The sequence below is a fragment of the Candidatus Planktophila sp. genome (genome assembly GCF_044348745.1).
GTDB lineage: Bacteria > Actinomycetota > Actinomycetes > Nanopelagicales > Nanopelagicaceae > Planktophila.
In genome coordinates, this window is sequence record NZ_JBIKSG010000033.1 from 1 (window position 1) to 11687 (window position 11687).

Annotated in this window: 13 protein-coding genes, 1 tRNA gene and 1 other RNA gene; 3 read left to right on the plus strand and 12 right to left on the minus strand. The window is 46.1% G+C overall.

The window, feature by feature from the left end:
- Positions 1–311, minus strand: a 311-nt coding sequence (locus AC9UH7_RS05330; protein WP_509595995.1) for an adenylosuccinate synthetase, incomplete at its 3' end; no start/stop codon positions are given.
- A 28-nt stretch (positions 312–339) separates the two neighbouring features.
- Positions 340–1374: a class II fructose-bisphosphate aldolase gene (fbaA, locus tag AC9UH7_RS05335; RefSeq protein ID WP_509595996.1), complete on the minus strand. Its 1035-nt coding sequence runs from the start codon at positions 1372–1374 to the stop codon at positions 340–342.
- A 352-nt stretch (positions 1375–1726) separates the two neighbouring features.
- Between fbaA and acs the strand changes: the two genes are divergently transcribed.
- Positions 1727–3691: an acetate--CoA ligase gene (gene acs / locus AC9UH7_RS05340; protein WP_509596015.1), complete on the plus strand. Its 1965-nt coding sequence runs from the start codon at positions 1727–1729 to the stop codon at positions 3689–3691.
- Here acs and AC9UH7_RS05345 read toward each other — a convergent pair.
- Positions 3688–4218 (minus strand): TlpA family protein disulfide reductase, encoded by a 531-nt coding sequence (locus AC9UH7_RS05345; protein ID WP_509595998.1) that lies wholly within the window; start codon positions 4216–4218, stop codon positions 3688–3690. The genes acs and AC9UH7_RS05345 overlap by 4 nt on opposite strands.
- Positions 4215–4913: an endonuclease III gene (gene nth / locus AC9UH7_RS05350; protein ID WP_509596000.1), complete on the minus strand. Its 699-nt coding sequence runs from the start codon at positions 4911–4913 to the stop codon at positions 4215–4217. The genes AC9UH7_RS05345 and nth overlap by 4 nt, the downstream gene beginning before the upstream one ends.
- On the opposite strand from nth, the gene AC9UH7_RS05355 reads away from it, so the two are divergent.
- A complete protein-coding gene (locus AC9UH7_RS05355) occupies positions 4912–5616 on the plus strand; it encodes a Crp/Fnr family transcriptional regulator (RefSeq protein ID WP_509596002.1) in 705 nt (234 codons plus the stop codon). The two genes, nth and AC9UH7_RS05355, sit on opposite strands and share 2 nt — an antisense overlap.
- On the opposite strand, the gene AC9UH7_RS05360 is transcribed toward AC9UH7_RS05355, so the two are convergent.
- The 8 genes from AC9UH7_RS05360 to ffs all read right to left on the minus strand — a co-directional run bounded on the left by AC9UH7_RS05360 (position 5617) and on the right by ffs (position 11524).
- On the minus strand, positions 5617–6084 hold the full coding sequence (locus AC9UH7_RS05360; RefSeq protein ID WP_509596004.1) for a RidA family protein: 468 nt from the start codon (positions 6082–6084) through the stop codon (positions 5617–5619). It lies immediately after the preceding gene.
- Positions 6081–6239, minus strand: coding sequence for a Sp36 family protein (sp36, locus tag AC9UH7_RS05365; RefSeq protein ID WP_509596006.1), 159 nt, complete (start codon positions 6237–6239; stop codon positions 6081–6083). The genes AC9UH7_RS05360 and sp36 overlap by 4 nt, the downstream gene beginning before the upstream one ends.
- Positions 6236–6688 (minus strand): GatB/YqeY domain-containing protein, encoded by a 453-nt coding sequence (locus AC9UH7_RS05370; protein ID WP_509596008.1) that lies wholly within the window; start codon positions 6686–6688, stop codon positions 6236–6238. The genes sp36 and AC9UH7_RS05370 overlap by 4 nt, the downstream gene beginning before the upstream one ends.
- Positions 6685–7758, minus strand: coding sequence for an aspartate-semialdehyde dehydrogenase (locus AC9UH7_RS05375; protein ID WP_509596010.1), 1074 nt, complete (start codon positions 7756–7758; stop codon positions 6685–6687). Before AC9UH7_RS05375 ends, AC9UH7_RS05370 begins: the two co-directional genes overlap by 4 nt.
- A complete protein-coding gene (locus AC9UH7_RS05380; protein ID WP_509596012.1) occupies positions 7755–9026 on the minus strand; it encodes an aspartate kinase in 1272 nt (423 codons plus the stop codon). Before AC9UH7_RS05380 ends, AC9UH7_RS05375 begins: the two co-directional genes overlap by 4 nt.
- 90 nt (positions 9027–9116) lie before the next feature.
- Entirely contained in the window at positions 9117–9710 is a 594-nt protein-coding gene (recR, locus tag AC9UH7_RS05385; protein WP_509596017.1) for a recombination mediator RecR, read from the minus strand.
- 12 nt (positions 9711–9722) lie between these two features.
- A complete protein-coding gene (locus AC9UH7_RS05390) occupies positions 9723–11396 on the minus strand; it encodes a DNA polymerase III subunit gamma and tau (RefSeq protein WP_509596014.1) in 1674 nt (557 codons plus the stop codon).
- Positions 11397–11426: 30 nt separating this feature from the next.
- Positions 11427–11524, minus strand: an RNA gene (gene ffs, locus AC9UH7_RS05395) — signal recognition particle sRNA small type.
- A gap of 41 nt (positions 11525–11565) precedes the next feature.
- On the opposite strand from ffs, the gene AC9UH7_RS05400 reads away from it, so the two are divergent.
- Positions 11566–11653 (plus strand) — tRNA-Ser (locus tag AC9UH7_RS05400).
- The last annotated feature ends 34 nt before the right edge of the window (positions 11654–11687 follow it).

Here is an 11687-nt window from a genome sequence, read left to right on the forward strand (position 1 = left end):
AAGTGAGCATTAGTTGAAATCAAAAGCTTGCTTGTATTGATGCCCCGCTCATTTAAACCACGAATCTCTTCAAGTAGAACACTTGGGTCAATTACGACGCCATTGCCAATCACAGGAATTACATTTGGGGAAAGAATTCCTGATGGCAATAAATGAAGCGCATACTTTTGATCACCAATTACAACTGTGTGGCCTGCGTTGTTTCCACCTTGATAGCGGACAACATAATCAACGCGATCGCCCAACAAATCGGTAGCTTTACCCTTGCCTTCGTCGCCCCACTGAGCGCCGAGTAATACCAATGCAGGCATGAGTAAAGCCTCTCCGACTAGTTGTTAATTACTTAAGTGAGGTAGTGCCAGTTGAGCGAAGGTCTTCACATGCACGCACAACGCGTGCTGCCATGCCTGCTTCAGCTAGCTTGCCCCACGCACGTGGATCGTAAGCCTTCTTATTTCCAACTTCGCCGTCAATTTTCAGCACGCCGTCATAGTTCTTCAGCATGTGATCTACAACTGGACGTGTAAAGGCGTATTGAGTGTCAGTATCAACATTCATCTTGATTACACCGTAATCAAGTGATTCCCGGATTTCAGAAAGTAGCGAGCCTGATCCACCGTGGAATACCAAGTCCATTGGCTTACTTCCTGCAGGTAATCCAAGCTTTGCTGAAACAGCCTCTTGCAATGTTGCAAGAATCTTTGGTTGCAATACAACGTTACCTGGCTTATAAACGCCGTGGACATTTCCAAATGTTGCTGCCACTAAGTAGCGAGCATTGACATCTGTTCCAAGAGTTTCAACTGTTAGTAGTGCATCTTCAGGTGTTGAGTAGAGCTTTGCATCATGTTTTGCTTCGATGCCATCTTCTTCTCCACCTACAACGCCAATTTCAATTTCAAGAATAGTCTTTGCCGCAACTGACATCGCTAACATTTCCTTAGCGACCTTCATGTTTTCAGGCATATCAACTGCAGATCCATCCCACATGTGTGAGTTAAACAGTGGAGCCTTTCCTGACTTAATACGGTCTGCGCCAAATGCAAGAAGTGGACGCATGAAGCCATCTAATTTTTCTGCTGGGCAGTGATCTGTATGAATGCCAATGTTTACTTTGTAATTCTTTGCAACAACATGTGCGAACTCGGCGAGCGCAACAGCCCCATCAACCATGTTCTTAACTGTTGAACCAGATGCGTATTCGGCACCGCCCCATGAAAATTGAATGATTCCATCTGACTCTGCTTCGGCGAAACCACGAATAGCAGCAGTGATGGTTTGTGATGATGAAACGTTTATTGCTGGATAAGCGAATGCGCCTTTTTTAGCGCGATCCAACATGTCGGCAAAAATTTCGGGGGTTGCTATTGGCATTGCTGACTCCTAAGAACTCGATGTAATTCTTTAGACAGAGCGCTTCGTTGAGTCGTCTAGAGGCTTACGGCCAATCCTCTCACCTTCGCCCATGTGGCACAAAAAGACCCTCCGCAGGGGGTTAGCAGAGGGTCTTTTTGGATTTCAGCTCAGTGTTTTCAGGGCATTGGCCAAGAATCTAGCCAAGGCGGCCACCAAGACGGGGCTGCTCAGTAGTTTGATCAGCATCAATATGAAGGATGTAAGCATTGTTTCTCCTTTCTTTGGGGCATCTTGGGGTCTTAATCGAATTCAGAAATCACTTGCCGCTTTGTCTGTTGATAACAATCCTCAAGAGGTAGCCTCTAGCGTTATGAGCCCCAATCAAGAATCCCTAGAAAACCTGCTCAGCGAAGATCGCCAATTTCCTCCGACCGCCGAGTTTGCAGAACAGGCAAACGCAAAACCAGAACTTTATGACCAAGCTGAATTAGATCGTTTGGCATTCTGGGATGAGCAAGCCAAACAACTGTCATGGCAGACGCCGTGGGAAAAAACACTTGAGTGGGAATCACCCTTTGCTAAATGGTTTGTGGGCGGAAAAATCAATGCATCATTCAATGCGCTAGACCGTCATGTCCTTGAAGGCAGAGGAGATCGTGTTGCATTTCATTTCGAAGGCGAACCAGGTGACACACAAACAATTACATATGCACAGCTACTAACCGAAGTTAAGAAAACTGCCAATGCATTGATTGAACTTGGTGTAGTTGCTGGCGATCGTGTTGCAATTTATATGCCAATGATTCCTGAAGCAGCCATTGCAATGCTTGCTTGTGCACGAATTGGTGCTCCCCATTCAGTTGTGTTTGGAGGATTTTCAGCAGAAGCATTACTGTCTCGAATTCAAGATGCAGATGCGAAGTTAGTTATAACTGCAGATGGTGGATTTAGAAAGGGCGGTGCTTTTGCATTAAAGCCAGCTGTCGATGAAGCTCTTAAGGGCCAACACAACGTAAAAAGAGTTTTGGTTGTTCAGCGCACTAAGCAAGAGACATCATGGAATACAGAAACTGATGTGTGGTGGCACGATATTGTCGGACGTCAATCAGTTGATCACACAGCTGAATTCTTTGATTCTGAACACCCGTTGTTTATTTTGTACACATCTGGGACTACAGCTAAACCAAAGGGGATCTTTCACACAACCGGCGGTTATCTAACTCAGGCTGCATATACCCACCGTGTTGTCTTTGATATTAAGCCGGAAACAGATGTTTATTGGTGCACCGCCGATGTTGGTTGGATTACTGGGCATAGTTACATTGTTTATGGCCCACTCATGAATGGTGCAACACAGGTTATGTATGAAGGAACACCAGATACGCCGCATAAGGGGCGAATATTTGAGTTAATTGAAAAATACGGTGTGACTATTTTGTATACCGCGCCTACCTTGATCCGCACCTGGATGAAATGGGGCGATGAGTTTCCTAATAAGTTCAACTTGAAGTCGTTGCGCTTGCTTGGATCAGTTGGTGAACCAATTAACCCAGAAGCATGGATGTGGTACCGCGAAGTGATTGGTGGAAACCGTTGTCCAATTGTAGACACCTGGTGGCAAACTGAAACTGGTGGAATCATGATTTCACCATTGCCTGGTGTAACGGCAACAAAACCAGGTTCAGCCATGACTGCAATTCCTGGAATTAGTGCAGTTGTTGTTGATGACAACGGACATGCAGTTGCAAAAGGTCATGGCGGATATTTAATTTTAGACAAACCATGGCCTGGAATGTTGCGTGGTATTTGGGGAGAAGATGAACGATACAAAGAAACGTATTGGTCCAGGTTTGATGGAATTTATTTCGCAGGTGACGGAGCAAAATTAGATAAAGACGGTGCAATTTGGCTACTAGGTCGAGTTGATGATGTTATGAATGTTTCAGGTCACCGTATCTCAACAACTGAAGTTGAGTCTGCACTGGTTTCACATGAAGCTGTTGCAGAAGCTGCCGTGGTTGGAGCAAATGATGCAATGACAGGACAGGGAATCGTTGCTTTTGTTATTTTGCGTGGAGGTATCGCTCATGCAAATGGTGAAACCTTGATTACCGAACTTCGAAACCATGTTGCAAAACAAATTGGTGCGATTGCTAAACCACGTCAGATCTTGGTGGTTGCAGAACTGCCAAAGACTAGAAGTGGCAAAATCATGCGGCGTTTGCTCAAAGATGTGGCCGAAAATCGCCAGGTTGGTGATGCAACGACTTTGGCTGATCCAAATGTTATGCGTTTGATTTCAGATGGCCTTAATGGCTCCAAAGATGAGGATTAAAGCTTCACACCCAAATACTTGTTTGTGAGCGTGATGAGTTCGCTTTCATCGGTAATCACCCCTATTTTCTTGCCTGCAACAGATCCGTCTGCGGCAATAAACCAGGTCACTGGAACTCCCATCCCGAAGTACAGACGTGATCGGCCATCTGGGTCATACAAATTTGGCCACGTTATGCCGTTTTCCTCTACAAATTTCCTGCCATCTTCAATACTGGATTCTTCAACGTCAACACCCACGAGGGAAACTTTGTCTTTAGCTTTTTCAAAAAAGGATCTAAAGATCGGTATCTCTTCCTTGCATGGGCCACACCAAGAACCCCACACATTGACAATCATGGGTCCTCTAAGTGTATTTAGTTGCGCGCCCATGGTTCCATCTAAGCAACGAAGTTCAATTCCCGAATCAAGCATTCTTCTTTCTTGGGGTATTGATGAGCAAGAAACAACTTCACCTTTAACAGATAAAGAGGATGGTGAACAAGCTGTTAGTAATAGAACAGCAATTACTCCAACAACCTTTTTCATCTAAAATCCTTATCTGTTTTAACTAACAGTAATGCTTTCTCTTTATTCATCTCACCAATTCCAACACTTGGGCAGATTTTGGCGACAGGACACGCACCGCATGCCGGCTTTCGTGAATGGCAGATTCGTCTTCCATGCCAAATCATTCGCTGTGAAAGGTTTGTCCATTCAGCTTGGGGTATCAATTGTTGAACAACCATTTCAACCTTTACAGGATCGGTTTCTTTAGTCCAACCAAATCGCCGCGATAATCTTCCGAAGTGCGTATCAACAGTGATTCCTGGTGTATCAAAGGCGTGTCCTAAAACAACATTGGCAGTTTTTCGCCCAACCCCCGGCAATGTAATTAACTCCTCAAGGGTTTGAGGAACTTCTCCCCCAAAATCTTCGAGTAATTTGATATTCAATCCTTTAACGTTACGTGCTTTGGCCCGATAAAAACCTGTGGAATGGATTAAATCTTCAATTTCATGCAGATCCGCTTTTGCATAAGCCTTGGGGTTTTTATACTTCTTAAACAATGCTGGGGTAACAGTGTTAACTCTCTTATCTGTGCACTGTGCGCTCAAGACAGTTGCGATTAATAATTCCAATGGATTGGTGAAATCGAGTTCGCAGCGTATGTCTGGATAGGTCTTAGTAAGGATGCGGTATACCGCCCTTGCCTCTTTGCGCATTTCGCTATGGACCACCATGGGTAGTAAAGTACCCCTCGTGCCTATAGATCAAGAAGTAATTCGCAAAGCGCCTCTATTTACCGCGCTGGATGATGCCTCTGCCGCATCGTTGCTCGCAAATATGGTTTCCGTAAAGATCGCAAAGGGATCTGTCTTGTTTGCCGAAGGCGATGAAGGCGATCACTTGTACGTAATCACTGACGGCAAGCTAAAGCTGGGAACTTCTAGTGGTGATGGTCGTGAAAACCTACTTTCGATTCTTGGACCTGGAGAAATGTTCGGCGAACTCAGTCTTTTTGATCCAGGCCCACGTACATCAACAGCAACGGCAGTAACTGATGCGAAGTTGTTGAGTCTTGGACAGGAAAAATTACTTCCATGGCTTGCCGACAATCCAAATGTTGCACTGCATCTGCTTGCGCGTTTAGCGCAACGTTTACGTCGCACAAATGAAGCCGTTGGAGATTTAGTCTTTTCAGATGTTCCAGGACGAGTTGCAAAAGCACTTATCGACCTAGGTGAGCGTTTTGGAAAGCAAACAGATGAAGGTTTATTCGTTCACCACGAACTAACTCAAGAAGAGTTAGCGCAATTAGTTGGTGCATCCCGTGAGACTGTTAATAAAGCACTTGCTGACTTTGCAGGTCGCAACTGGTTAAAGCTAGATGGACGCGCAGTGTTAATCACCGACTTAGAGCGTTTAACAAAACGCGGTAAGTAGTTAGTCGGTAATTTCCACCGTTAATTCAATTTCCACTGGTGAGTTAAGTGGAAGCCCTGCAATTCCAACAGCGCTGCGTGCATGCTTTGCACCATCACCCCAGATTGCTATAAACAATTCAGAGGCCCCGTTGACTACGCCTGGATGACCGATAAAGCCAGAGACTCCGTTTACATAACCAACTACACGAACAATCTTCGTAATCTTGTTTACATCTGCAACCGTTTCAACAGCTGCAAGAGCGTTAAGAGCACATATTTGTGCAAGCTCTTTTGCGCGCTCAGGAGTGATCTCACCATCAACTTTTCCAACGCCAGCCATCTCTCCGCCAGCTAGTGGAAGTTGTCCTGCTGTGAAAACTAAATTACCTGTTCTAATCGCTGGGACATAAGCAGCAACTGGCTTTGCAGCAACTGGCAGTTCAAGCCCAAGTTCGGCTAACTTTGCACGAACATCTACTTTATTCACGCAAGCTGTCTTTTCATGTACGCAACAAGCTGCTCGCCTGTGCCAGGCGCTGGAATAACTTGTACAAGCTCCCAACCATCAGAACCCCATGTGTCAAGGATTGCCTTCGTTGCATGTGAAAGTAGTGGCACTGTTGCATATTCATACTTAATCATTTGTTGAGACTCTCCTTCACTAGTGATGAAACAAGTGCTCCATCAGCCTTTCCTGCAATCTTTCCCTTAATAGCGCCCATTACCTTGCCCATGTCGGCAGGACCTGCCGCACCAGTTGATGCGATTGCATCAGCAATGATCTGCTTGACTTCATCTGCAGTTAACTGAGCAGGTAAATACTTAGCAATAACTTCGCCTTCGGCTTTTTCCAGGGCTGCCTTTTCTGGATGGCCGGCACCTTCAAATGCTTCTGCCGCTTCGCGACGCTTTTTCGCCTCGCGAGACAGCACGACAATTACTTCATCATCACTTAAAACACGAGCTTCTTTGCCAGCAACCTCTTCATTAGTGATGGCAGTCAAAACCATACGGATAGTGCTTGAAGTGATTTCATTGCGACCACGAATAGCTTCGGTTAAATCAGCTCGTAGAGTTTCTTTGATTGTCATTTTGTTAACTCTACCGCCAATAGCTCTGCGATCTGGGCAGTATTGAGGGCAGCACCCTTGCGTAGGTTGTCTCCGCACAAGAATAAATCAAGTGATTTCTTATCATCTGGAGAACGGCGCACGCGGCCTACCCATGTTGCATCGGTGCCTACTGCATCATTTGGTGTTGGAAACTTCTTGTTTTCAGGATCATCAAGCAAGATAACCCCAGCAGCTTTTTCAAGAAGCTTTTGCGCTCCTTTTCGAGTTACCTCGTTCTTAAATGTTGCATGCACCGCTAGTGAATGCGTTGTTAGAACAGGAACACGAACACAGGTTGCCGAAACCTTTAAACGCGGCATCCCTAGAATCTTGCGAGATTCATTGCGAACCTTGAGTTCTTCTGATGTGTAACCATCTTCTTTAAGTGAACCTGCCCATGGCACAACATTGAGAGCAAGAGGTGCAGGAAATGGCCCTGAATCCTTTACGTGCTTTCGAACATCTCCGGTCGCTTCACCAGCAGTTGTTCCTGCAACTGCAGAAATCTGTGCACGCAAGGCATCAATACCAGGTTGTCCGGCACCTGATGCCGCTTGATATGAAGCAACTACTAGCTCCTTCAATTCATACTTCTTGTTTAGCGCACCCATTGCAACAATCATCGAAAGAGTTGTGCAGTTTGGATTAGAAATAATTCCCTTTGGACGCTTCTTTGTGTCTTTTGGATTTACTTCAGGAACAACCAAAGGAACTTTTGGATCCATTCGGAATGCACCAGAGTTATCAACAACAATTGCGCCACGTGAAACTGCAATTGGTGCCCACTCGGCCGAAACTTCATCTGGAACATCAAACATGGCAACATCTATGCCATCAAATGCCTCTGGCGAGAGAGCAACGACCGTTAATTCTTCTCCGCGGCACATTAACTTTTTGCCAGCGCTGCGGGCAGAAGCAATCAGACGGATTTCGCCCCACACATCTTTGCGCTCAGACAAGATGCCCAGCATTACGGTGCCAACAGCGCCCGTTGCGCCGACAACTGCAAGTGTTGGTTTCTTTGCGACTTTTTTCACTTTTTTGCTCATCGTCCTGTGCCTCCATATACAACGGCTTCGCCTTGATCAGCATCTAGTTCAAATGCTGTATGCGCAGCTTTTGCGCCGCGCTCTAGATCGGCCTCACGGCAAATGATTGAGATACGGATTTCAGAGGTTGAAATCATTTCGATATTAACTCCCGCATCAGATAAAGCACCAAAGAATGTTGCAGTCACGCCTGGGTGTGAGCGCATACCAGCGCCAACTAATGACAATTTACCGATTTGATCATCGTATTGAATGGATGCAAAGCCAACTTCACCTTGTAACTTTTGCAAAATTGCAGTTGCTGCAGCGCCTTCTGCCTTTGGCAATGTGAATGAAATATCCGTTAGTCCTGTGGCAGCAGCAGAAACATTCTGCACGATCATGTCGATGTTGATGTCTGCATCTGCAATAGCTTGGAAGATGCGTGCAGCAACACCAGTGCGGTCAGGTACTCCAACAATCGTAATCTTTGCTTCACTCTTATCGTGTGCTATTCCTGAGATGATTGCTTGTTCCATGCTGCCTCCTTCTGGATGATCTTTAACCACCCATGTTCCTTCGTGAGTTGTAAAAGATGAACGTACGTGAATTGGTAAGTTGTAACGGCGTGCGTACTCAACGCAACGCAAGTGGAGAACTTTTGCTCCACTGGCTGCAAGTTCTAGCATTTCATCGTAAGTAACTGTCTTTAACTTACGGGCAGTTGGAACGACGCGTGGATCGGCACTGAAAACTCCATCAACATCTGTATAAATCTCACACACATCTGCATCCAGCGCTGCTGCTAATGCAACAGCTGTTGTATCGCTACCACCGCGACCCAACGTTGTTACATCTTTAGTGTCTTGCGAAATTCCTTGAAAGCCCGCAACGATTGCAATTGCGCCACTATCTAATGCTTCTTTAATTCGACCAGGTGTCACATCAATGATGCGAGCGCGACCATGCGCAGAGGTTGTAATAACGCCTGCTTGGCTTCCGGTGAATGAAAGAGCTTCATGGCCTAAGTTGTTAATTGCCATTGCAAGAAGTGCCATTGAAATTCGCTCACCGGCGGTTAGCAACATGTCTAGTTCGCGGCCCTGCGGAATTGGCGTGATTTGTTCTGCGAGATCAATCAACTCATCAGTGGTATCTCCCATGGCAGAGACCACAACAACAACTTGATTACCGTCCCGCTTGGCAGACACGATTCTGTTGGCAACGCGCTTTAGCCCTGCAGCATCTGCCACAGATGAGCCGCCATATTTCTGAACAATTAGTCCCATGCCTCAATCATGAGGCACAGATTTAAATGGGGCTACCTAGTTTCCTGCATTTCTCAAATTATGAGACGGCAAGCATCTCAATTAATGAGATTAAACATCCCTGCGGCCCTCAAAGGCACGTCCAAGAGTAACTTCATCGGCGTATTCCAAATCTCCACCAACAGGAAGCCCACTAGCTAAACGAGAGACCTTTATGTCCATCGGCTTAATGAGTCGGGATAGATAGGTAGCTGTTGCTTCACCCTCAAGGTTTGGATCAGTTGCCAGGATAACTTCAATGATGCCGACTTCTTCCAAACGAATCATTAATTCACGAATTCGAAGTTGTTCTGGGCCGATGCCATCGATTGGGCTGATCGCCCCACCCAGCACGTGATACTTACCACGAAATTCGCGAGTACGTTCAATCGCAATGACATCTTTGCTTTCTTCAACAACGCAAATAATTGTGTTATCGCGTCGAGGATCACGACAGATGCGACATTCATCTTCTTCTGAGACGTTTCCGCAGACTATGCAAAACTTGACTCGTTCCTTAACAACCCGAATTGAATCTACTAATGCTGATGCAACTTCAGCATCAGATTGCAAAATGTGAAAAGCAATTCGTTGCGCACTCTTTGGGCCAATTCCTGGCAAGCGACCCAACGCGTCAATTAAATCTTGAATTGCACCTTCATACATTCCTGACATCTCTTACTTACCTTCAATTACTTTTGCGCCAAGCTCTTTCGCCAAAAGCGCTGCACCAGATAACTGAACAGGATCATTTGGTGCTTCTGAAGTTCTAGTCTCACGTGCTGCTGGGGTGTTTGTGTCGATCGAAGGATCAACAACAACTGCAATCTTTCGATCTAATCCGACAACATCGATAAATGCGTTGCGCAGGATCACATCAGATTCAGAGCGCTCAAAGCTTTCCTTAGCGCCAGCATTAACGATGCCAATAGTGATTGCATTTTCATCAACTGACAAGACTTGTGCACTTGCTGAAAGTAGTGACCAAGTAAGCCTACGACGCTTCTTCACATCTTCAATTACATCTGGCCACGCTCTACGAAGTGCAGCGATATCAAAGTTGCCAGGAACATGTGCTTTCGGTACTGCAGCAGGTGCTGCTTCTTTTTCTTTCACAACAGGCTTTTCTTCCTGCACTGTTGCAGCAGGTGCTGCCTTTACCTGTGGGACTGCAGTAGTAAGAGGAGCAATGTTTTCTGCACGTTCTAGACGTTCAATACGAGAAAGCATCCCGGCTTCGGTGTTGTCACCAATTGGCAACAAAATACGCCCACAGATGAGCTCAAGGATCAAACGAGGCGCGGTAGCCCCACGCATTTGGGTTAATCCCTCTGCTGCAATATCTGCAGCCCTTGAAAGGTTTGCCGTACCAATTCGATTTGCCTGATTGCGCATGCGTTCCATTTGATCATCTGGCATATCGCGCAAGATTGAATTTGCCGTTGAATCTTTGAGCGCATCAACAATCATCAAGTCGCGAATACGTTCCAACATGTCGCTTGTAAATCTGCGTGGGTCATGTCCTGATTCAATAACACGATCGATTGTCTTAAACAACGTTGCGCCATCATGGGCAGCAATTGCATCGATTGCATCATCTAGTAACGCGCCATCCGTGAAACCAAGTAGCTGAATTGCAATTTCGTAACTAACACCATCTTTGCCTGCACCAGCTAATAACTGCCCCAATACAGATAACGCATCACGCACAGAACCACCAGATGCACGAACTACAAGGGGAATTACGCCCTTATCAACCATTACGCCTTCAGAGTTGCAAACCTTTTCTAAGTGCGCAGCTAATGTTCCTGGCGGAACTAGACGGAATGGATAGTGGTGTGTGCGAGAACGGATAGTTGCAATTAACTTATCTGGTTCTGTTGTAGCGAAAATGAAAATTACATGTGCAGGTGGTTCTTCAACAACTTTGAGCAAAGCATTGGCCGCACCTGGTCCGAGCTGATGTGCCTCGTCAATAATGTAGATCTTGTAACGACTTTGTACTGGTGCAAAGAATGCTTTGTCACGAAGATCGCGGGCATCATCTACTAATCCGTGGGTAGCAGCATCTAGTTCAATAACATCTAATGAGCCTGGGCCGTTTGCAACTAAATCTTTACACGATTGACATTCACCACATGGGTTAGGTGTTGGGCCTTTTTCGCAATTAAGTGAGCGCGCCATGATTCGTGCACTTGAAGTTTTTCCGCACCCACGTGGACCACTAAATAAATATGCGTGGTGTGTGCGACCAGATTCCAAAGCATTTGAAAGTGGAACAGTTACATGTTCTTGTCCGATGACATCTGCAAAAACGGAGGGACGATATTTACGATACAAAGCTAATGACATCGCCGTGCTCCTCTACTGTTCGTCGCAATTTAATAGGACCCCTCGCACACCCGCCAGAGCGGACCTACCCTTGCTGCATTCCTGCCCTGGGGGAGTTCAGTACGGATAACGCCGTACGAGGGATCTGGCGTAATCATAGGGATAGCCACCGATAGAGTTCACCTCCTCGGGAGGATTCGCATAGCGGCCGAGTGCGCACGCTTGGAAAGCGTGTATAGGGCAACCTATCGAGGGTTCAAATCCCTCATCCTCCGCCAGAACGTGGGTAAGTCCCCAAAAGTTAAGGAGATG